A 22,710-nucleotide genomic window follows, 5' to 3' on the forward strand; every position below is an offset into this window, starting at 1 on the left:
TCTCATCATAATCAATTTTAATAGAAAGTATCATGATAAGCAAGTCAGACAAAATATTATTTAGAAATACCATTAAAAACAGTGCCCCTATTAATAAAGACAAAATCGCACCTCAAAACTTAGCTAAGAAAAAAGCGTTTAAAGCCTATAACTATATTACTCACGGCAGTTTAACTGGGTCAGCTGTAATTAACTATGCCAAAAATAGCGTTTCACCAAAAATAATCAAAAGAATGAAACAAGGTAATATCAATTACGCACCAATATTAGATTTACACGGTCAAACTACCATTGAAGCCTGTCAATCATTATCTGAATTTATTCACTATCATCAACACCAGAAATTTATCCATATTATTCATGGAAAAGGTTATAATTCTAGCCAGGATAATGGGCTTTTAAAAAGTCAAGTAGTTAGTTTTTTAAGTCAACATCCTGAGGTATTAGCTTTTAATTCTTGCCCACCCAAAGATGGTGGAACAGGTGCAGTATTTACCCTTTTAAAACAAAACTAAGTTTGTGTTTAATATTGATGAGATTTACACAATCTCTAGTTTTCTATCTATCTGCAATAAAACCATTGAAAATAATATTCCTATTTGCTGGCTACAAGGAGAAATATCTAATTTAACACGACCAACATCAGGTCATTGGTATTTTTCTCTCAAAGATAATACAGTTCAAGTTCATTGTGCTTTATTTCGGTTCAATCAACGTTATATTAAGTTTAACCCTAAAAATGGAATGGAAGTTTTAGTTCGTGTTGTGCCTACCTTGTATGAAACTAGAGGTGACTTTCAGCTCGTTATCCAACGAATTGAACAAATAGGTATTGGTAATTTAAATCTTGCCTTTAAACAATTAAAAAAAGACCTTGATGATGAAGGTTTGTTTGATAATATCCATAAAAAACCATTACCTAATACTATTAACACTATCGGTGTTATTTCTTCATCCACAGGTGCAGTTATTCAAGACATTATTAAAGTATTGAATAACTGCTATCCATTTGTTAAAATTTTGTTATTTGACTCAATAGTTCAAGGTCAAAATTCAATAGAAAAATTTACAAATGCCTTGAATATAGCTGACCAATCTAGAAAGTGTGACGTTATTATTATTGCCAGAGGTGGAGGTTCATTAGAAGACCTGCAGGCATTTAATGAAGAGATATTAGCAAGAGCAATCTTTAACGCAAACACTCCAATTATCAGTGCAATTGGGCATGAAACTGACACTACAATTGCTGATCTTGTTTCTGATATTCGTGCACCTACACCAAGTTTTGCCGCCATGTTAGTTACGTCTAACCGATTAGAACTGCTCTCCAATACTCATAAATTATACAAGCAACTACATCAATCTTATCGACAGGCCTTATATTATTACCAATCTCGTCTTAATCAACTTAAATTAAAAATACCAAACCCAAACAAACAAATTGATTTTTTAAATCAAAAACTTAATTATTTAAGTACTAATCTTACTACTTGCAAAGAATCGATATTCACTTTAAATAATGCTAAACTTAATTCTCTTTTCACCACTTTAAAGCAACACTCTCCTATTAAAACAATTAAACACGCCAAGTCTTTGAATCAAATATCTTTGAATAAAATTAAAAACCAAATTAAGCAAATAATCAACACTAATAATAATATTCTATATTTAGTAACTGAAAGACTTCAAAATATAATTACAGCTCTAACTAATAAACATAAAACCAGATTATCTATTCAAGCCAACTCACTTCATCACTTGTCGCCACTTAATATACTTGCACGGGGTTTTAGTATTACTAGTAATACTAAAAATCAAGTATTATCATCAGTAACTAATATTAAAATCAATCAAACCATTATCACTCAAATAGCTAACGGAACACTCTACTCTAACATTGAAAAAATTGAAAAAAATTAACTTTATTATCCTGATTTTATGACAATATCTATCTATATTCAGCATATCAATACTTTCAAAAACAAGAAAGAAATACATTAATTATTAAAGATTTTACTACTATAAAAATTACTTTTACAGTACAAGCGCCACGCTAGTAAAAAGAAAAAATATTTCAATAAGCCTTAAACCTTAAACATATCAATCAAATTAAACACAAATTCCTTTTTATCAAAGACCAAAAAGCTATTTGCTTAAAAATCCTTATTTAATGGTAAATTTATCTAAATTTGTTAAAGACATTATTACCAGCCCATTTTTTTAGACTTAAATATTTTTATAATAAACAACCATATCTGCCAAACCTTCTAAAGAATATAAATACAAGCCCATCAGAAAATAATAAATGATATTAATAAAGTATTAACGATAACACTATATTTATTAACTACAAACAAGACTGGATCAGTGTTTATATTCACATACATAAACACCTAATAAAACAAAGTTAATTAGTTAAACAAGGAAATAAAATTAGCACTATTAGACAAGCTAGACGCGCCATAGTTCATCACTTACATTGATGTATTTATCTTAATCAAAATATAATGAATTCAGAATTGTTACTAAACACTAAATTAAAAATAATAAACGCTATGTCGTATGATGTTATCTTAGCATTTGCTTTGGTAAAAACACTAAATAGCAACTTTGTTTTATGTAATAACTCATATAAATCTTAACTCTATTATGAGTTAACAATGCTAGAAACCACTAAGCATGAAAGCTTAAAGGTTAAAAATTACATAAACAACAACAATATTACTCACAAATAAATGTCAATATAATTCTAGTTATATAGTTTAGATTTTTATATCAATTTTTTTGATAAAAGAAATAGAGTATTACACTACAATATTTCTAATATGATTTTATCAAAAATTGATTTGTATTAACATTACCAATAAAAAACCTATGCTATAATGATTATATATTATACAAGATATTGGGGATAAAGAATGAGTTCAACTATTGATAATAGTAATATAAGAGGCAATATTCTTATGTTAAGCACCTTAATTATAACTTTAATATTACCGCTAACATTAATTATCTTATCTTATATCGGTATTATCTCTGGTACGTCTGAATATATCTATGCATTTGCAGTCATAATATCTATGATTTATATTATTGGAGGTACCATTTGGATGTTTACCCAAGATTTAAAAGATAGTAAACAACTCTTTGACGGCTAATATTATCGCTTGTTCAGTTGAATATCAAAATATTTATACAGTTTATCCAAGTGTAGAAAAAACCAAATAATCTATTTATATTTTTTATAATTATCAGTCAGATTATAATTATTCTCTTAGTGTCATTAATTATACTAGTTAGTTTAAACGCTTGATAAAAAAATAAACAACTATCAATTAATCTTAAAACTAAATCAGAAGCAAATTTTAGAATCTATTGATAGATACAAATTTGAACTAATTAAAAAAGATGAGAAATATTATCCATTGAATCAATCAAGATAAAATTTAATTGAAAAATGTCTAACGATTATTATTTAATTATTCCTGCTGGTGGTATAGGTACACGTATGCACTCTGAAAAGGAAAATATTAACAGGAAAATTAAAATTTCTAAACAATACCTAAAATTATATAATGGACTAACTATACTCGACCAAACATTAAAGATATTACTTAGTATTGATAAAATCAAAGGCTGTATTATTGCACTTGCAAATAAAGATTATTTATTCAATAAATCAATATTTAATAACCACTCAAAATTAATAACAACAGTTATTGGTGGAAAAGAAAGAATGAACTCTGTTTTTAATGGACTTAAAGCACTCACATATTTTGCTAAAGACGATGATTGGATATTAGTTCACGATAGTGTTCGTCCATGTGTTAAAGCATCAGAAATAATCAATTTAATGAACCAACTAGAACATCACGAAACCGGTGGATTACTTGCAACTAAGGTTGTAGATACCATTAAACAAGCTAGCAATAATATTGTCAATACTACTATTGACAGGTCAAATCTTTGGCAAGCTCAAACACCACAAATGTATCGTTTTAGCGTGTTATTAAAAGCCTTAAATACTGTTATTAATGATGGTATAAATATTACCGACGAAGCCAGTGCTATTGAATATTTAAGACTGAAATCGGTCTTGGTTAAATCTAGCAAAAGCAATATTAAAATTACTAACTCAGAAGATTTAGAACTAGCAAATTTTTACTTAGCCCAATATAAAGAATGAAAATAAAAACTGGACTAGGACAAGATTCCCACGCATTTTGTGATACAAATAAACTGCTTATTTTGGCAGGTGTTGTGTTTGACTATCCAAAAAGTCTTAATGCTAATAGTGATGGTGACGTGGTTTTTCATTCAATTACAAATGCTATTTCTTCTATTACTGGTATTAACATATTAGGCAATAAAGCAGATACTTTATGTAAACAAGGCGTAACTGATAGTGTTGAATATTTAAAATTAGCATTTAATGATTTAAAAAAATGGAAAATTCAACATGTTGCTATTTCCATTGAATGTTTACATCCTAAAATTTCACCCATGATTGGAAAAATGAAACTTAGTATTTCTAAATTACTAAACATTGCACTTGAAGATGTGGGCATTACTGCCACTACTGACGAAGGACTAACTGAGTTTGGAAAAGGTAATGGAATTCAAGTTTTAAGTATTGTTACGGTGATAAAACAATGAAAGATTTGCGCATGGTGTTTAAATCTAGAATAACCAATATTCATTTTGTTGGTATTGCTGGCTCTGGTATGAGTGGTATTGCTGAGGTGTTGCATAACCTTGGTTATGGTATATCTGGTTCAGATATTAGCCAAAATAAAATTACCGACAGATTGAAAGAAATGGGTTGTCAAATTTATTATAACCACCATCAGGATAATATAAAAAATGCACAAGCGGTTGTTATTTCTAGTGCAATTAAAGATAACAATCCAGAAGTAATAAAAGCACATCAACTCAATATCCCAATTGTGCCTCGCGCAGAAATGTTGGCAGAATTAATGCGTTTTAGATTTGGTATAGCAATTGCAGGTACTCATGGGAAAACCACCACTACCAGTATTATTACCCATATTCTTAATATGGCTGAACTTGACCCAACTTATATTATTGGGGGAATATTAAATTCAAGTGGAATTAATGCCAAATTAGGTGAAAGTGACTATTTAATTGCTGAAGCAGATGAATCTGATGCTTCATTCTTACACTTACAATCCATGTTAAGTGTAATTACCAATATTGACCATGAACATATGGCAACTTATGACAATAACTATCAAAACTTAAAAGATGCCTTTGTTAGTTTTAGTGCTAATTTACCGTTTTATGGTACATGTATTATATGCATAGACGATAAAGGCGTAAAAGAAATATTAAGCGAAATTCATAGACCAATCATCACTTATGGTTTTAATAATGATGCTGATATTCAAGCCATTAATGTCAAGCAAGTTGATATGCAAATGTATTTTGATATTATTTATGATAAATATACAAAACCATTTCCTATTAAGCTAAATTTAATTGGTAAGCATAATATTCTTAACACATTAGCAGCCATTGGTATTTGCTGTGAACTTAATATTAAGATTAATATCATCCAAAAAGCATTGGCTAATTTTTCTGGCGTTGCTAGACGACTTGATTACCATGGAAAATTAAATATTAATAATCTCCAAATATCTTTGTTTGATGATTATGGTCATCATCCAAAAGAAATAAGTGCTGTATTTGAATCACTTAAAAATACTTATCAAAATAAACGTTTAATTGTTATTTTCCAGCCACATCGCTATTCTAGAACACAGGATTTATTTGATAATTTTACCCATATACTTAGCACTGCTGATGCACTCATATTACTAGATATATATCCAGCCCAAGAAAAACCAATTGCTCATATTAATTCTTCCACCTTAGCTGATGCAATTAGAAAATATTCTAGCCTAAATCCAGTGGTGATAAAAAACCCAAAAAAAATCTTAACTATATTACCTAACATTGTGCACAATAACGACGTACTATTAACTTTGGGTGCAGGCGATATTCATACATTACCTGAGTTGCTAAAATTCAACTATACCTAAAAATAACTGATTTGATATTATGTAATGAACCCATGAATTCACATTGTTCATTTAGAACAGGTGGATTAGCACAATATTTTTTTATCCCAAACGATTTAAAAGATTTATCTAATTTTCTTAAAACCAACACCAAGCCACTGTTATTTTTAGGGTTAGGAAGTAATTTACTTATACGTGACCAAGGATTTAAAGGTGTAGTAATTAAGTTGAGCAACTTCAAACAAACAAAAGTTGAAAAAAATACTCTATGGGTTGAAGCTGGTGTAACATTGGCAAAACTATCTAGGTTATGCTATGAAAACTATCTATACGGTGGTGAGTTCTTATCTGCCATTCCAGGTACTGTTGGTGGAGCACTAATGATGAATGCAGGGGCATTCGGTTTTGAATTTTGGCAACATGTTGTTAGTGTAACTACTATTAATCAATTAGGCGTTGTATTTAAACGAACAAAAGGTAATTTTGATATTGGATATCGACATGTTCACTCTCAACACTCCAACGAATATTTTATTAATGCAACATTAAAGTTTAATCAAACAAAACCACAAATAGATATCAAACAATTACTAGATAAGCGTAATCAATGCCAGCCTACTGGTAAGGCAAGTTGTGGCAGTGTATTTAAAAATTCAAAAAATTATTTTGCAGCAAAGTTAATTGAAGATAGCCAATTGAAAGGTGTTTGTATAGGTGGTGCTTGCATATCAAACAAACATGCTAATTTTATCATCAATCAAAATAAAGCCAGTAGTTCTGATATTATAAATTTAATTACGCACATTCAACAAACCGTAAAATCGAACTTTGATATTGACTTAGAGTTAGAGGTAATAATTAAATGATTGCAGTACTAATGGGAGGGAATTCCGCAGAAAGAGCAATTTCTCTTAGAAGTGGCGAAGCTATTTATCAAACACTCAGCAATCAAAATATTGATTGTTTTACATTTGACTGGTATGGGGATAACTTATCAGAACTTTGGAAACAAGAATTTGACCAAGTATTTATTATACTACATGGTCGTGGTGGTGAAGACGGGTATATTCAAAAACAACTAGAAGACCGAGGTATTTGTTATACAGGATCTGATTCGAATTCTAGTCATAACAGCATGGATAAAGCACGTACCAAAATAATCTGGAAACAGCACGATCTTACACTTGCACCTTCTATTATTGCAAATATTCACCGACCTATTAATCCTATTAGCTTTCCATTACCTTGGGTAGTTAAACCCACTTTAGAAGGTTCCAGCATTGGCATTAGTAAAGTTGATAATCAAATACAATTAAATGATGCATTAATGCTTGCCTGGCAATATGCTCCATATGCTTTAATTGAGCAATGGATTAAAGGTGATGAATATACAGTAGCAATTTTAGGTGATAAAGCCTTACCAGTTGTGAAAATTATAACTGATCAAAATTTTTATGATTATGAGTCAAAATATCACTCAAATAAGACTCAATATTTATGCCCTTGTGATCTAAGCCCAACTCAGGAAAAAGAATTACAAGACATTGCACTTAAAGCATTTTTTGCTATTAATGCCAAAGGATGGGGGCGAGTAGATTTCATTATTAATCAACATAATAAACCTTATTTATTAGAAATAAATACCGTTCCTGGTATGACTTCACATTCATTAGTTCCTATAGCGGCAAAAGCAATAGGCATAAACTTTAATAAACTAGTAACATCAATTATTAATGAAATATAAAAGTATAAATAGTTTAAAAACCTACTTATCAACTAATATTCAAAATATTTTCTACTATTCCATTTGAACTTGTTATATAAAATATAGAAAATACTCATATAAATGAATTCTTAAAAGTTGATATTTGATTGGAAAATTGATAAAAAACTTTTAATTTCATAACAAGCATTAATACAATAAATATTATCCTTTATCACTAAAATATATCAACTAGAGCAATAAGATAATCTAAAAAATAGATAAAAGTTAAATTCTATTTAAATATCTAAAGGCCAATCGATAGAAATATTGATAAAATTCCAAGTGGTTATAATAACTAAAAAATACATATTTAATTGAATGTATTACATATACCACAAAATTAACAATAAAATATATCATTGATATTATCAAATAACTTCTTTTTCTACTTAAATATTATTCATTCTGATAAGAATATCAGAGAAACTATAAAAAATAGAGCGTTAAGTCGGTACTAGTAGTATAGAAATTTACAGTATATATTTTAAATTCATAAATAAAAAAGTAACACTCTTAACGGTATTATCTTAATTAATCAGCAATACATTCATATTTTTATTTTATATTAGAATTAATAACATTAATAATAACAATTAATTTTTGTCTAGGCTGTAATGGTTGTTCATCTATCAATTGATTCCATTTTTTAAGTTGACTAATTCGCACACCAAATTTATGTGCAATGGTAGACAAATTATCGCCACTTTTAACATAATAAATAATTTTCCTATCAATGCTTATGCCTACATTGATTAATTCTGACAAATCTTTAGACTTTCTTGAATTGGGTTGCCATAATACCAATTTTTTACCTACTTTAAGTAGTCTTGTTTTAGTAATATGATTCCACTTTGCGATATTATCCACATGAATATTATATTTTCTAGCGATACTCCATAAACTATCGCCGTTCACAACCCTATGAACTACTTTAGTACCAATTTTTTCCGGATTTATTTTTTGAACTTCTCTTTTTTCTTTTGAGATAAAATAATATTTATCATGTTTTTGTGAAACTGGCACAATCAAATATTCATCTACTTTAACCATGTTATTATGCAAATTATTCACACTTTTTATCTGACTTATTGTAGTGTTAAATAGATGAGCAATCTTACTTAGACTATCACCATAATTAATCTGATAACGTACCCATTTCACTCTATTACTTTTTGGATATTTGGACAAATTTTCTTTAAAGATTGCAACTTTATCAATCGGTAATAGTAAATTATAAGAACCATCGCTTGGTGTTGCCCAGCGTTTAAGTCCTGGATTTAAAGTATATAACTGTTCTAAATCTAGTTGTGCCCATTCAGAAATTAACACTAAATCAAATTGCGAATCAAGCTTAATAGCTTGAACTTTAGGTGTATTGTTAACTACTGTGAGTATTTGTCCGTATTTTTTAGGATTCTTGATAAGTTCTGCTACTGCCAATAATCTTGGTACATAGCCTCTAGTTTCTTCTGGTAAATCTAGATGCCAAAAATCAGCTAGTTTACCTTGTTGTTTATTTTTAGTAATAGCTTTTTGTACACGCCCTGGACCTGAATTATAAGCAGCAATTGCTAATAACCAATCTCCATTAAATAGTTTATTAAGATTTTTTAAATACTTAACTGCCGCCTTAGTTGAAGCAAGTACATCACGACGAGCGTCATACCACCAATTATTTTCTAAACCATAGAGTTTTCCAGTCGAAGGAATAAATTGCCACAAACCTGAGGCCATACCATGTGAATAAGAAAATGGATAATAAGCTGATTCAATAATTGGCATTAAAGCAATCTCAATCGGCAACCCAGCAAGTTCTACTTCCGTTTTTACTAAATACAAATAAGGACGTGCACGCTTAGTAATACGCGTTAAATAGTCAGGATTTTTTTTAAACCAATCAATATGCCAAAACAATTCTTTTTGACTGGGTACGCTTAACATATAACGATTGGAAATATAACACCATAAATCCTTCTCAATAACCAAGTTATTAATAGTATTAATTTGTATAGGATTTGGCACTACTTTTGTAAGAGTATTTAAAACTATAGCACCCTCACAAACACCAAATAATAGGAAAAAAATAAAAAAAAATAGTTTACAAAACTTTAAGATGTTGAACTACCTACACATTTAGGCGAGTCTGGCACACCATTTTTCATCTGCCACTCAGCAGATGTATAAGTATGTATTGATAATGCATGAATATAAACCATCTCTTCTTTAAATAATTGGTTAATAAAACGATGCCTTTCAATCAGTTTTAAATCATCAAAATAATCACTCACTACAATTAACTTAAAATGAGATTCCCTACTAGGGCCAGAATGGTTATGAGATTCATTAAAAACCTTAAGATAACTTGGACTTAATGCTATTTGTAATTGTTCAGTTAAATATTGTTGCATATTACTCATATCACACTACCTTCAAAAAAATTCAAAATTATCAGAGAATAAATTTTCTCTAAATACGTCTTGTTTCACAAAAATATCCACTATAGTTTTAACTATTGACAATAGTTCACAAGCATAAATCTTATAATCACTAAACAATCAAAATTAGCTAACACACCTTCGTACATATAACCTACTTTTACCTTACAAGTATTATTTGCTTATGATAATATAGGAATAAGGTTAATATTTTTATGGTTTTTAGACTATTATTTAGTCAAATCTATCTTATCTCTAACACCCCACAATAAATATATATTATTCTCCTAAATTTAATATCAATTTACAAGCTTGACCATCACTATAATAGGGCTAAACTCAGTTTCTACAGCTACTAAAATAACTAATTTTTTATTTTTTCTATAAGATAAAAATTCCATTTAGGTTCTTTAATTTTAAGTAATGATGATTTTTATTACAACTTCTTAAAGAAAAAATTGGTAAATCTTCAATTAAACGAATGCGAAATTCAATCAAATCACTGTCACTAGATACATTAACAATAGAAAACAATAGAAAAAACATGAATATCAAAATCAGGATGGACTAAATCAATCTATTGCCATACTAAATATTCTAACAAATTAGAGCTAAGAATTTTTAAAAATATTTAAACTATATCATAAGGCAGTATTATCACTTTAATATCTACAATATTTCCTAAAACCCAACTACTACCAAATAAACATTAGTTTTTACTCCATAAACCAATCCATCATTTATAATATTATCCTCAGTATCAGGTTGGAGAATACTACTCTTGAATTAATCTTCAATTGTAAACATATGTTTATCATTTAATAAATTTGACACTGACATTATAATGTAGGTTATATTTCATTAATACCTAATAATTAAAAGCTTTTTATGCCAATCCAAATCAATAAAACTGTAATATTTTTAATGGGTCCTACCGCTTCAGGTAAGACTAATTTAGCCATTAAATTAAGCCAACAATTTAAAACTCGGCTTATTAGCGTTGATTCTGCTCTTATTTACAAAGGAATGAACATTGGCACTGCCAAACCAGATAAGGCAACCTTAAAAAAATATCCTCACCACTTAATTAATATTTGCAATCCAGAAAGTTCATATTCAGCCTTTGATTTTATACGTGATGCTAACAAACAAATCAAAACCGCTTTTGCTAGAAATGAATTACCCATTTTAGTAGGTGGTACCTCATTTTATTTTCATGTACTAGAACACGGATTATCCAATTTACCAGAATCAAGTGCTAAATCAAAAAAAAAATTCAACCAATTACTTAGGAGTAAAGGTGCAATTGAACTACACCAGGACCTTAAAAAAATTGACCCTCAAGCAGCTAATAAAATTCACCCAAACGATTCACAAAGAATCATACGTGCACTTGAAGTATTTAACCTAAGTGGAAAAACAATTAGTGAATTACAAGGCAACAAAAAACCTATTATTGACCATCCCATTAAAAAAATTATTCTCATGCCTAAACGAAACGAACTACATGCAAAAATTGAAACTCGCTTTTTATTAATGATGAAGAATGGTTTTTTAAACGAAGTTCAACATCTTAAACAAAATCCAAACATACACCAAAATTTATCTTCAATTCGTTGTGTTGGCTACCGACAAGCATGGCAATATTTAAACGGGAAAATAGATAAAACAGAAATGATAGAAAAAATTATCATCGCCACTCGACAACTGTGCAAACGCCAAAGCACTTGGCTAAAAAATGAAAAATACGCCTTAGTTTTAAACAATTCCAATCTTACTAAAGCAGTTACATTCATCAACTCATAAAATAATCGCAGAAATAGAACAACCTATCTCTTAGATTTTTGTTTTTCTTACCAATGAAATATACTTCTCATAAAGTCCATCTTTTATATTAACCAAAGCTATCCTAGTAGGACTTTTTAAAATCTAAACTAAACACAATCTTTAAACACACGTCCTCTATGCTCAAAATTATCAAACATATCAAAACTAGCACACCCTGGAGATAATAGAATTACACCCTTATTAATCATTGAACGAGCAATATTAACAGCCTCTTGCATGCTGTTGGCATAGATAAAGTTGTTAGTGTTAATTTCTTGCGAAAATTGGTAGGTACTTTGCCCTATAAGGACGACTCCAGTAATGCCCTTATTGATGAATTTGAATAATAGAGTGTAGTCTTCTTTTTTGGCAATACCACCTAGAATTAATACGATATTTTGATATTTGTACATTAAAGCTTGTATTGCTATTATGGTAGAGGTTGCATTAGTAGCTTTTGAATCATTGTAATAATCAATGTTTTGTTTTTTAGCTACCCATTCAAGTCGATGTTCTAATGCTTTAAAATTTTTAATGCTTTGTATCATAGACGATATTGGTAGCTTTATTTGGTCGCCTAAAGCAAGGGCTGCAAGTATGTTCTTTATATTGTGTTCCCCAATTAGTTGTACTTCATCAATACTCATCAATGTATTATCACCTTTAAGTAAATAACCAATATTATGGCAAGTAACCGTACCAAAATCATTTGCTTTTTTAGGTATATTAATACCAAAATATTTAACATTAGTTTGTTTAGGAATAAGCGGTTCGTCTAAATTAACTACCGAATATTGACAATATTGATATAGACTTAATTTAGAATTAATGTAATACTTAAAACTTTTGTATCTATCAAGATGATCAGGTGTAATGTTAAGAACAACACCTGTTATTAGATTCAAGTGATAGCTGTAATCTAATTGATAACTAGATAATTCTAATACGTAATATTCTATTTTTTCATTTAAACAATCCAGTACAGGAATACCAATATTGCCACCTATAGCAACTAACATACCTGAATCAGCAATCATTTGTGTTAACAATTTAGTCACAGTAGATTTGCCATTAGAACCTGTAATACCAATGACAGGCGCTTTTGCAAACCTTGAAAATAATTCAATATCACTAATAATAGGAATGTTCTTTTTCATTGCCAAACGAACAATCATTTCACTCTGAGCAATACCAGGAGAAATAAAAATCTCATCTACTTCTGTTAGAAGACTTAATGTCCACATCCCAAGAATGGGTTTTGACTTGAAAAACAAGCTAGTATATTTATATAAAAAAGGCGGGTTCATGCGACTATCAGCAATTTTATAATTAATATTTTGTTCTGATAAAAAACGAGCAATTGAAAATCCTGTTTTTCCTAAGCCTAAAATCAATTTCATACAGCTATTTATCTGTAAAATAACTATATTTTATACTTTCAAATACAGGACATAATTCATGAATACAAAAGTCAATACTCAAATACGTGACATTAACATTAATAGTATTTTAAAAAATACTTACCAATTACTATCTGCAACCTTGTTATTTAGTGGACTAATGGCATATTTTGCTATGTCTTTAAACCTACCAAACTTTGGTTTTTTAATCACCATTGGTGGTTATTTTGGATTACTATATTTAACCAATAAATTGAAAAATTCAAGTTACGGAATTTTAGCAGTATTCGCATTAACGGGCTTTATGGGACTAACATTAGGACCTATTATTGGCGCTTATACAACAACTTTTTCAAATGGCTCTGAACTAATTGCTATGGCAATGACAGGTACTGGTCTTATCTTTTTATCTTTGTCTTTTTATGCTGTTACTTCAGGTAAAGATTTTAGCTTTTTATCTGGTTTCTTAACAGCAGGTATTATTGTAGCATTTTTAGCAGGAATTGCCGCTTACTTTTTTACTATACCAGCATTATCATTGACTGTATCTGTAACATTTATTTTATTAATGAGTGGATTAATTTTGTTTGAGACTTCAAACATTATCCACGGTGGTGAAACTAATTACATTATGGCAACAGTAACACTATTTATTTCAATTTATAACTTATTTTTAAGTTTATTACAGTTGCTAGGGGTGTTTTCTGGAGAAGATTAGTTTTTAACAAAAAAGTAATCTGGATACCGAACTAATATTGGAATTATTGTTAACAATAATAAACGATTTTTCTCAGAAAATACTTTAAAACAAGATTAATGATAATTATCATTTTAACTAGAGTAAATTGGATACTATTTTTCAAGATTTATATGGGTAAATTGAATACTATGGATATATAAACGTTCTTAACAAATAGTAAAATAGTTACGCTACGATTTACTTGATTATCATATTAGACATAAACAAAAACTTATGTGTATATATCAGAAAAAAAATAAAGCTTAGTGATTTATTACATTATTACCCCAGATGATAAAATATCACACTTTCACAAGTAGAATTCGATAGTTAGATATAAGTAAATTATTAACACATTATTGAAAATAGAATTAACTTTAAATTAATAAATTACTTACCCATTAATAACTAATGTACACATAAATATCCTGTGAGTATAATGTAGCATTTGATTGTATTTAATATAGGAATGTTGCTTGTGAATATTGGAATTTTAGGACTAGGCACTGTCGGTGGTGGTGTAGTAAACGTATTAAATAAGAACCAAAAACAGATTATACGTCGATCTGGTAATAATATTAATGTAACTCATGCGGCTGTGAGAGATATAACTCAAACACGAATTTGCCCTACTAAAAATATTAAACTTACTCAGGACCCGTTTAAAATTGTAAATGATAATGATATTAGTGTCGTTTTAGAATTAATAGGTGGCGTAGGATTAGCTAAAAACTTAATCGAACAAGCAATTAAAAACGGCAAACATGTTGTAACTGCTAACAAAGCTCTAATTGCTACATATGGTAACGAATTACTATCCTTAGCAAAAGATTACAACACATATCTTTTATTTGAAGCAGCCGTTGCTGGTGGTATTCCTGTTTTAAAATCTTTAAAGGACGGATTAAGTGCTAATCAAATTGAACTAGTTGCTGGAATTATTAATGGAACAAGTAACTTTATACTAACTGAAATGCACAACAAAGACAGAAATTTTCAGGATGCCCTAAAAGAGGCGAAATCACTTGGTTATGCTGAAGCTGACCCTACTTTTGATGTAGAAGGGATTGATACAGCGCATAAATTAGCAATTCTTGCCTCAATGGCATTCGGATGTGAATTACAATTCAATCAAATTACAACCGAAGGAATTAGCAATATAAGTAGCGAAGATATTACTTATGCAACTAAACTAGGTTATACCATTAAACATATCGGGATTGCTAAAAAACTAGACGATAAATTACAAATGCATGTGCGACCAACTTTAATACCTACAACACATTTACTATCTAATGTTAATGGGGTAATGAATGGTATATTAATCAAAGGAAATGCAGTTGGTGAAACACTTTATTACGGTGCTGGTGCTGGTGATGAAGCGACGGCAAGTAGTGTTATTGCTGATTTAATTGATATTATCAGAAATACTGCAAACCATGATATTTTTGGTTGGAAATCATTAATTAGTATTGCAAATTGCAATACTAATAGTATTGCAAGTATTTTCTACTTACGTTTATTAGTCACTAATAAACTAGGGGTATTAAAAGATATTAAAAAAACTTTAGCTAATTATGATATTAATATAGAGGCTTTTTTTCAAAAGAAGATTAACCAGAAAAATAATTTACATATTGCCCTTATTACTAACCTTACTAATAACAGTAAAATAAACAAGGCAGTAACAGATATTCAAAAATATGATTACATTTTAGATAAGATTAAAATAATTTTTGTTGAAACACTTAATTAAGGAATATATAATGAGATATACAGGTTTAATTGAATACTATAAAGATAGACTCCCTGTGAATGATAAAACTAAACTTATTAGTTTAGGAGAAGGGAATACACCACTTATTAAGTTGGTAAATTTACCTAAAGAATTAAGTAAAGATGTTGATATTTATATCAAATATGAAGGTCTGAACCCTACAGGTTCATTTAAAGATCGCGGTATGACTATGGCAGTTACTAAAGCGGTAGAATCTGGCTCTAAAGCAATTATTTGTGCTTCTACAGGCAATACTTCAGCATCCGCAGCAGCTTACGCAGCACGTGCTGGTATTAAGGCGTTTGTACTAATACCTGAAGGTAAAATTACACTAGGTAAATTAGCTCAAGCAATGATGCACAGTGCTATTATTATTCAAATCAAAGGTAACTTTGATGATGGCATGCGTTTGGTTAAAGAAGTATCCAAACATGTCTCTGTATCTATTGTCAATTCAATTAATCCGTTTCGTTTACAAGGTCAAAAAACTGCTGCCTTTGAAATTATAGAAGAACTTGGATTTGCACCAGATTATCATTGTCTACCTGTTGGAAATGCAGGGAATATTTCATCACATTGCATAGGATATTCAGAATTATATAAAGAAGGAAAGGTAAACAATATGCCTAAAATGATAGGCTATCAAGCAGCAGGATCTGCACCTTTTGTTCAAGGAATTATGATAGATAACCCTGAAACTATTGCAACTGCTATTCGTATTGGTCACCCTCAAAACTGGGATTTAGCACAAAAAGTTAAGAAAGAATCAAAAGGATGGTTTAGTTCATTAACTGATGAAAAAATTCTAAGAACACAAAAATTACTGTCTGAAAAAGAGGGTATTTTCTGCGAACCTGCTTCAGCAACTGCACTAGCAGGTGCAATACATGATATTAAAAGCGGAAAAATTGTAAACGGTTCTAAAATAGTATGTACACTAACAGGTCATGGTTTAAAAGACTCTGATACAGCAATTTCACAATGTAACAATCAAATAATCAATATTAACCCAATAATAAGTGAAGTCAAAAATGCTATTTTTAACAATATGTAACTCCAACTAAAAAAAGTTATGATATTCAAAACTATTGAACAAACCATTGGCAATACACCTTTAGTAAAACTACAACGTCTAAACCCTAATTCATCAAACACCATCTTACTTAAACTAGAGGGTAATAACCCTGCAGGATCAGTTAAAGATAGATCTGTACTTAACATGGTTTCAAATAGTGAAAAACGAGGTGAAATATCTCCTGGCGATACCCTAATTGAAGCCACCAGTGGTAATACTGGTATTGCATTAGCCATGATAGCAGCTATTAAAAGCTATAAAATGATTTTAATTATGCCTGATTATCTTTCACAAGAAAGACGTGATGCCATGAGTGCTTATGGCGCCAAACTTATCTTAGTTACTAAGGATGAAGGCATGGAGGGTGCTAGAGATTTAGCTGATAAAATGGAAAAACAAGGTATAGGTAAACAGCTTAATCAATTTTCTAATCTAGATAACCCCAATGCTCACTTCAATACAACTGCTGAAGAAATCTGGCAAGATACACAAGGATCAATCACTCATTTTATCTCCGCTATGGGGACTACTGGCACTATTATGGGTGTATCAGATAGGTTAAAAGAAAAAAACCCAACAATTCAAATTATTGGCGTTCAACCTGAAGATGGTGCACAAATTGCTGGAATTCGCCGTTGGCCAAAAACATACTTACCAAAAATCTTTAATCTCTCTAAAATAGATACTATTATGAATATTTCACAAATATCAGCAGAGCAAACCACACGAAACCTAGCAACAATAGAAGGTATTTTTGCTGGTGTATCCTCTGGAGGTTCTATATTTTCAGCCATTGAATTATCTAAAAACGTTAATAACGCCACTATTGTTACTATTGCTTGTGACCGAGGAGACCGCTACCTTTCAACTGGTATATTTAGTTGATAAGATACCTCTCTCACCAACTCCCTAATAAACTAAAAATTTATATATTCTTAGCACTAAGTAGTATTATTACTGTTATTGTTATTAATTTCTTCCTCACTTATAGTGAACATGCCCAAAATATATTTAAGCATTTAATTTCTTCAAAGCCTTATTTAAGTTTTGTTATCACACCTGTTGTTTTTGTCTTAGTTGTATATATTACTAAGTACTTTTGCCATTATGTTCAAGGTAGTGGGATCCCCCAACTAATTATTGCCAATGATTCTCGCAATAAATCTATACGTAAAAAGCTATTATCATTTAGAGTGGCAACTGGAAAAATTATACTTATTTTTGCAGGCATGCTTGGTGGTGCGCCTATTGGCATCGAAGGACCTAGTATTCATATTGGAGGTTCAATATTTTTTGGATTTAATAAGTTTATCAAATTTAAACGTAAACTTCTCATTCATTCACTGATTGCGATTGGTGGTAGCGCTGGGCTTATCGTCGCCTTTAATGCGCCAATTGCAGGTTTTATGTTTAGTTTTGAAGAAATAGGCCGTAAACTAAAAAAACAAGCACTTATTTTAATCGCTATCGTTAGTGTGGTAGTTTACTTATTAGCAATTATATATCGTGGTAATAATATCTATTTGAGCGATATGTCAGCTAATTCTATTGATTTAATACTAATTTGGCAATTACTACCATTAGTGATATTATCCGGTATTTTAGGTGGTTTATTCTCAAAAATAACTCTTTACTTGATTAAAATATTTACAGCTTACACCAAAATCAAAGTTATTATAATTGCATTAATATTAGGCTTAATTATTGCACTATTTAATTATTTATCCAAAGGTCAAATTGCTGGTTCTGGTCGTGAAGAAGTATTGTTAATATTAACTGGCTATAAATTTGGTAATGATTTTATTGTGATGAAATATTTATCAACCCTAAGTTCTTTAGCCTCCACAATTCCTGGCGGTTTGTTTATGCCTAGTATTTCTATAGGGGCTGGTATTGGTAGTGAAATAAGCAATTATTATTCACAAATCAATCCACAAATTATTATCATTATGTCCATGATTGCTTATTTAACCGCTGTAATTAGGACACCACTTACTTGTACATTCGTCATTTTAGAAATGACGAATACACTTAATTTACTTATTCCAGCATTGATTGTCGCCTTTATCGCTAATTGGATATCTAAACAAATATCCACACCTCCAATCTACGAAGCATTGGCTAATAGTTACTTAAAGTTAACGCAAAAAACTAAAATGGTTTAACCACAACAAGTACAACAACACCAACTAATATTAATACAGGAAACTCGTTAAACCAACGATAAAAAATATGAGATCTGGTATTTTTATCAGCCTTAAAAACATCCACTAAATAGCCACAAAAAAAATGATATACTATCAACAACATTACTAATAATAACTTAACATATAACCAAAATTGAATTGAATAATATGCCCAACCATCAATGCTTAGATATAATCCTAATACAGTAGCTAGGATAAAACTTGGCATCATAATACCTGTATAAAGCTTATATTCCATCACTTTAAAACGATCAATACTAAGCTTGTCTTGACTCATTGAGTGGTAAACAAAAAGACGTGGTAAATAAAATAGTGATGCAAACCAAGTAATCACACTAATAATATGAAAAGCTTTTATCCACAACATACACAACCTCCGACCCCCTTTTCCCCCTATTAAAGCTTTTTAGGATTAATATACATCATTCAAGCATCAATTATAGTCATATAAATTTGCTTCGATATGTAATCGAAGAAAATAGTGAAATTCCATATAACTACATATTCTATGTTGATAAATAAATTGTATATCGTTTCTAGGTGTTAATAATAACACTATTAACACTCCTAGATGAGAATGTGATTACTCCCCTAAATAAACTTAATGCATTATAATAATGACATTGAATGTATTAATATTAGTTTATTTATTAGAAATAATAATTGCTACCATCGCCATAGTTAAAAGTTATTTTAAAAATCTAAAACCAAAAACTAATATTAATTAAGCATGATATAAGTTATACTTTAGTTATAATAAATCCAAGAATACATATACCAAATATATATTAGAAGTAAATTCTCTATACTCACCATACGATAAATTCATTGATAATAAGATTATATAACGAATAAAATAGTATTCAACATTTTTTTCATCATAATGAGTTGAATTTCTTATTATACATTGTTAAATATACAAAAATTTCACTTTGATAAAAATAAAGGATAGTAAAATCAATTTTTTTATACTTGAATTATTATGTTTAATTTTTTAAAAAAAAATCAGTCAAAATCAGAAAATTTAGACACAAACAAACAAACTTCATTAAAACAACGCCTAGATAAATCTAGACAAAAATTAGGATCTAGCTTATCTTCTTTATTATTGGGTAAAAAAGAAATTAATGAGAATTTATTAGAAGAACTAGAAACACTATTAATCACTGCTGATGTCGGTATTAATACCACAGATAAAATACTAAAATCTACACGTAAAAACGCTTCTAGAAAAACCTTAAAAAATGCTGAAAACTTGTACCAATTCTTAAAAGATGAATTGGCTAAATTGTTCATTGAAAACAACCAACTTAATATTAGTATTAATGAGACTTTTGTTATTCTAGTCGTAGGTGTTAATGGCGCTGGTAAAACTACCTTGATTGGTAAATTAGCAAAGTCTTTTCAAAATCAAGGCAAATCGGTTATGCTAGCAGCAGGTGATACTTTCCGCGCTGCAGCCATTGAACAACTCAAAATATGGGGACAACGCAATAACATCCCTGTTGTAGCAAAAACTTTAGGTGCTGATACTGCTTCTGTCATTTTTGATGCCTACCAATCAGCGCAAGCCAAGAATATTGACATTCTACTTGCTGATACTGCTGGGCGATTACATACACAAAACAATCTTATGAAAGAATTAACCAAAATTAAACGCGTTATTACCAAACAAAATATAAATGCGCCACATGAGACTATGCTAGTTATTGACGGAGGATCAGGACAAAATGTCATCAATCAAGCCAAAGAGTTTAATAAGGCAGTTAAACTAAGTGGTATTAGTATCACTAAACTGGATGGTACTGCTAAAGGCGGGGGTTTATTTTCGATTGCTGACGAACTTAATTTACCTATTCGCTATATTGGCATAGGTGAAGGGATTGATGATCTTAAAATCTTTCAACCTAAAGAATTCATAAACGCTTTGTTTGATCAATAATACAATTATTATAAGTTTAAGCTATTATATTAAACAATTCTTTATTTATTAATTATTAATCTACAAGATTAACGTGCTATTAGAACAACATTTTCATAACTTTTTCAACAAAATAGTTATGAAAATGAAAATCTTAATTAATCTTTGTTTTTAAATAAATAGAATTTTAGATAAACATTATCTAATCTGATAATTTAAACAACACCTTTAAATCAAATTGTATATTCACATTTTAATCTTTTAGAATATCCTTTGCGCCTAATAATATGAGTTTATTTGCCAACTCAATACCCAAAATTTCTGCTTGAGAAACATGACCAGAAATTTTCTCTTTTAATATCACACCAGTATCAACATTACCTACTAAACCTGTTAACGTTATTTGCTTATTATTAATTGTCGCAAAGCCTGCAACTGGTACCGAACAACCACCTTCAAGTCGTGTATTCATCGCTCGTTCTGCAATTATTCTATAAGAAGTCTCAATATCAATCAAAGGTTTAATTAAGTCTAATATTTCCGTATCATTTTCACGAATCTCAATGCCAATTGCACCTTGACCAACCGCTGGAAGGTTTTGATTCTCTGGAATTTGTTGCTTAATTCTATTTCCAAAACCTAAACGAATAAGCCCTGCGCAAGCAAGAATAATGGCATCAAACTCTCCATCATCTAATTTTTTTAACCGAGTATTAACATTGCCACGTAAATCTATAATTTGCAAATCAGGTCGGATAACTTTAAGTTGTACAATACGACGCATTGAACACGTACCAACTTTAGCATTTTTTGGCAAATCATCAATACTATAAAAATGATTAGAAACAAAAGCATCAAATGGGTTTTCACATTTTAAAATTGCTCCTAATTCAAACTCTTGTGGTATTTCATAAGGAACATCCTTCATAGAGTGTACAGCAATATCACTCACGCCTTTCATAATACTAACTTCTAATTCCTTAATAAATAAGCCCTTACCACCAATCTTTGACAAAGATGAATTCAAAATTTGGTCACCTTTAGTAGTCATTTTTACTAAAACAACCGTTAGATTAGGGTAAATTTTTTCTAATCTAGATTTAACATGTTGTGCTTGCCATAATGCCAATGGAGATTGTCGAGTTGCAATTTTCAGGATTTTATTCATGGTTTAAAAGAGTTTATATTAAAATAACTATATGTTTTGATCTTATCTAATTTTTCTGTGTCGCGAGATTTAACAAAAAATCTCTTAAAAGATACTCAGTTAGTACGCAAAGATAAAACTACCACTTTAATAAAGATTTCCATTCCTATATAATCATTATTATCCAGGAATAGAACAAAAAGTCATTACACTTATAAATAAATTAGGTAAATATAAAAATAAGACTATTATTTTCCATGTTAATACTAGTACACTAAAAAACATAAAGGATTCTAACAATAAAAACTCTAATCCAAATAGAGTTAATTTTGATACTGTAGTATTCTTTGTAAACAAATTTAGTACAAACTTATAC

General features: G+C 29.7%; 20 protein-coding genes. 15 read left to right on the plus strand and 5 right to left on the minus strand.

All coding sequences use genetic code 11. The features are described 5' to 3' along the window. Positions 1-32 precede the first annotated feature (32 nt). The 8 genes from HUW60_RS03505 to HUW60_RS03540 all read left to right on the plus strand — a co-directional run bounded on the left by HUW60_RS03505 (position 33) and on the right by HUW60_RS03540 (position 7,785). Entirely contained in the window at positions 33-515 is a 483-nt protein-coding gene (locus HUW60_RS03505) for a Smr/MutS family protein (RefSeq protein ID WP_190600160.1), read from the plus strand. 4 nt (positions 516-519) lie between these two features. Next, complete coding sequence (gene xseA / locus HUW60_RS03510) at positions 520-1,920, plus strand: exodeoxyribonuclease VII large subunit (RefSeq protein WP_190600161.1); 1,401 nt, start codon at positions 520-522, stop codon at positions 1,918-1,920. Between the two features lie 1,043 nt (positions 1,921-2,963). Further along, positions 2,964-3,158 carry a hypothetical protein gene (locus HUW60_RS03515; RefSeq protein WP_238924452.1) on the plus strand — a complete coding sequence of 65 codons (195 nt, stop codon included), beginning with the start codon at positions 2,964-2,966 and terminating at the stop codon, positions 3,156-3,158. 299 nt (positions 3,159-3,457) lie between these two features. Then, positions 3,458-4,186, plus strand: coding sequence for a 2-C-methyl-D-erythritol 4-phosphate cytidylyltransferase (gene ispD, locus HUW60_RS03520; protein WP_190600163.1), 729 nt, complete (start codon positions 3,458-3,460; stop codon positions 4,184-4,186). After that, positions 4,183-4,656, plus strand: coding sequence for a 2-C-methyl-D-erythritol 2,4-cyclodiphosphate synthase (ispF, locus tag HUW60_RS03525; protein WP_190600164.1), 474 nt, complete (start codon positions 4,183-4,185; stop codon positions 4,654-4,656). The genes ispD and ispF overlap by 4 nt, the downstream gene beginning before the upstream one ends. After that, the gene (gene murC, locus HUW60_RS03530) at positions 4,653-6,062 is read left to right on the plus strand and encodes a UDP-N-acetylmuramate--L-alanine ligase (protein WP_190600165.1); all 1,410 of its coding nucleotides are present in this window, start codon (positions 4,653-4,655) and stop codon (positions 6,060-6,062) included. Before ispF ends, murC begins: the two co-directional genes overlap by 4 nt. Before the next feature lie 11 nt (positions 6,063-6,073). Beyond that, on the plus strand, positions 6,074-6,907 hold the full coding sequence (gene murB / locus HUW60_RS03535) for a UDP-N-acetylmuramate dehydrogenase (protein ID WP_190600166.1): 834 nt from the start codon (positions 6,074-6,076) through the stop codon (positions 6,905-6,907). Further along, positions 6,904-7,785: a D-alanine--D-alanine ligase gene (locus tag HUW60_RS03540; protein WP_190600167.1), complete on the plus strand. Its 882-nt coding sequence runs from the start codon at positions 6,904-6,906 to the stop codon at positions 7,783-7,785. Before murB ends, HUW60_RS03540 begins: the two co-directional genes overlap by 4 nt. Before the next feature lie 576 nt (positions 7,786-8,361). Here HUW60_RS03540 and HUW60_RS03545 read toward each other — a convergent pair. Further along, complete coding sequence (locus HUW60_RS03545; protein WP_190600168.1) at positions 8,362-9,828, minus strand: LysM peptidoglycan-binding domain-containing protein; 1,467 nt, start codon at positions 9,826-9,828, stop codon at positions 8,362-8,364. An 86-nt stretch (positions 9,829-9,914) separates the two neighbouring features. Then, the gene (locus tag HUW60_RS03550) at positions 9,915-10,223 is read right to left on the minus strand and encodes a BolA family protein (RefSeq protein ID WP_190600169.1); all 309 of its coding nucleotides are present in this window, start codon (positions 10,221-10,223) and stop codon (positions 9,915-9,917) included. 906 nt (positions 10,224-11,129) lie between these two features. Here HUW60_RS03550 and miaA point away from each other — a divergent pair. Beyond that, complete coding sequence (gene miaA / locus HUW60_RS03555; RefSeq protein WP_190600170.1) at positions 11,130-12,047, plus strand: tRNA (adenosine(37)-N6)-dimethylallyltransferase MiaA; 918 nt, start codon at positions 11,130-11,132, stop codon at positions 12,045-12,047. 128 nt (positions 12,048-12,175) lie between these two features. Here miaA and murD read toward each other — a convergent pair whose 3' ends face one another. Continuing rightward, positions 12,176-13,468, minus strand: coding sequence for a UDP-N-acetylmuramoyl-L-alanine--D-glutamate ligase (gene murD / locus HUW60_RS03560; RefSeq protein WP_190600171.1), 1,293 nt, complete (start codon positions 13,466-13,468; stop codon positions 12,176-12,178). Between the two features lie 58 nt (positions 13,469-13,526). On the opposite strand from murD, the gene HUW60_RS03565 reads away from it, so the two are divergent. The 5 genes from HUW60_RS03565 to HUW60_RS03585 all read left to right on the plus strand — a co-directional run bounded on the left by HUW60_RS03565 (position 13,527) and on the right by HUW60_RS03585 (position 19,224). Further along, complete coding sequence (locus HUW60_RS03565) at positions 13,527-14,186, plus strand: Bax inhibitor-1/YccA family protein (protein WP_190600172.1); 660 nt, start codon at positions 13,527-13,529, stop codon at positions 14,184-14,186. Between the two features lie 490 nt (positions 14,187-14,676). Further along, the gene (locus HUW60_RS03570) at positions 14,677-15,963 is read left to right on the plus strand and encodes a homoserine dehydrogenase (RefSeq protein ID WP_190600173.1); all 1,287 of its coding nucleotides are present in this window, start codon (positions 14,677-14,679) and stop codon (positions 15,961-15,963) included. Positions 15,964-15,973: 10 nt separating this feature from the next. After that, positions 15,974-17,038 (plus strand): threonine synthase, encoded by a 1,065-nt coding sequence (gene thrC / locus HUW60_RS03575; protein ID WP_190600174.1) that lies wholly within the window; start codon positions 15,974-15,976, stop codon positions 17,036-17,038. 18 nt (positions 17,039-17,056) lie between these two features. Then, the gene (gene cysM / locus HUW60_RS03580) at positions 17,057-17,944 is read left to right on the plus strand and encodes a cysteine synthase CysM (RefSeq protein WP_190600175.1); all 888 of its coding nucleotides are present in this window, start codon (positions 17,057-17,059) and stop codon (positions 17,942-17,944) included. Continuing rightward, complete coding sequence (locus HUW60_RS03585; RefSeq protein WP_190600176.1) at positions 17,941-19,224, plus strand: chloride channel protein; 1,284 nt, start codon at positions 17,941-17,943, stop codon at positions 19,222-19,224. The genes cysM and HUW60_RS03585 overlap by 4 nt, the downstream gene beginning before the upstream one ends. Here the strand turns inward: HUW60_RS03585 and HUW60_RS03590 are convergent. Further along, on the minus strand, positions 19,211-19,633 hold the full coding sequence (locus tag HUW60_RS03590) for a CopD family protein (protein ID WP_190600177.1): 423 nt from the start codon (positions 19,631-19,633) through the stop codon (positions 19,211-19,213). The two genes, HUW60_RS03585 and HUW60_RS03590, sit on opposite strands and share 14 nt — an antisense overlap. Before the next feature lie 615 nt (positions 19,634-20,248). Between HUW60_RS03590 and ftsY the strand changes: the two genes are divergently transcribed. Then, the gene (gene ftsY, locus HUW60_RS03595) at positions 20,249-21,208 is read left to right on the plus strand and encodes a signal recognition particle-docking protein FtsY (protein WP_190600178.1); all 960 of its coding nucleotides are present in this window, start codon (positions 20,249-20,251) and stop codon (positions 21,206-21,208) included. Between the two features lie 232 nt (positions 21,209-21,440). Here ftsY and hemC read toward each other — a convergent pair whose 3' ends face one another. Next, a complete protein-coding gene (gene hemC / locus HUW60_RS03600; protein WP_190600179.1) occupies positions 21,441-22,355 on the minus strand; it encodes a hydroxymethylbilane synthase in 915 nt (304 codons plus the stop codon). Positions 22,356-22,710: the final 355 nt, after the last annotated feature.

This window comes from Candidatus Vesicomyosocius sp. SY067_SCS001 (assembly GCF_014706615.1).
GTDB lineage: Bacteria > Pseudomonadota > Gammaproteobacteria > PS1 > Pseudothioglobaceae > Ruthia.

Coding starts and splice junctions, on each gene's coding strand:
- HUW60_RS03565 (WP_190600172.1), top strand. CDS start 13,527: ATGAATACAAAAGTCAATACTCAAATACGTGACATTAACATTAATAGT.
- HUW60_RS03505 (WP_190600160.1), top strand. CDS start 33: ATGATAAGCAAGTCAGACAAAATATTATTTAGAAATACCATTAAAAAC.
- HUW60_RS03570 (WP_190600173.1), top strand. CDS start 14,677: ATGTTGCTTGTGAATATTGGAATTTTAGGACTAGGCACTGTCGGTGGT.
- HUW60_RS03515 (WP_238924452.1), top strand. CDS start 2,964: ATGTTAAGCACCTTAATTATAACTTTAATATTACCGCTAACATTAATT.
- miaA (WP_190600170.1), top strand. CDS start 11,130: ATGCCAATCCAAATCAATAAAACTGTAATATTTTTAATGGGTCCTACC.
- murC (WP_190600165.1), top strand. CDS start 4,653: ATGAAAGATTTGCGCATGGTGTTTAAATCTAGAATAACCAATATTCAT.
- ispD (WP_190600163.1), top strand. CDS start 3,458: ATGTCTAACGATTATTATTTAATTATTCCTGCTGGTGGTATAGGTACA.
- HUW60_RS03540 (WP_190600167.1), top strand. CDS start 6,904: ATGATTGCAGTACTAATGGGAGGGAATTCCGCAGAAAGAGCAATTTCT.
- hemC (WP_190600179.1), bottom strand. CDS start 22,355: ATGAATAAAATCCTGAAAATTGCAACTCGACAATCTCCATTGGCATTA.
- HUW60_RS03590 (WP_190600177.1), bottom strand. CDS start 19,633: ATGTTGTGGATAAAAGCTTTTCATATTATTAGTGTGATTACTTGGTTT.
- murD (WP_190600171.1), bottom strand. CDS start 13,468: ATGAAATTGATTTTAGGCTTAGGAAAAACAGGATTTTCAATTGCTCGT.
- cysM (WP_190600175.1), top strand. CDS start 17,057: ATGATATTCAAAACTATTGAACAAACCATTGGCAATACACCTTTAGTA.
- ftsY (WP_190600178.1), top strand. CDS start 20,249: ATGTTTAATTTTTTAAAAAAAAATCAGTCAAAATCAGAAAATTTAGAC.
- ispF (WP_190600164.1), top strand. CDS start 4,183: ATGAAAATAAAAACTGGACTAGGACAAGATTCCCACGCATTTTGTGAT.
- thrC (WP_190600174.1), top strand. CDS start 15,974: ATGAGATATACAGGTTTAATTGAATACTATAAAGATAGACTCCCTGTG.
- HUW60_RS03550 (WP_190600169.1), bottom strand. CDS start 10,223: ATGAGTAATATGCAACAATATTTAACTGAACAATTACAAATAGCATTA.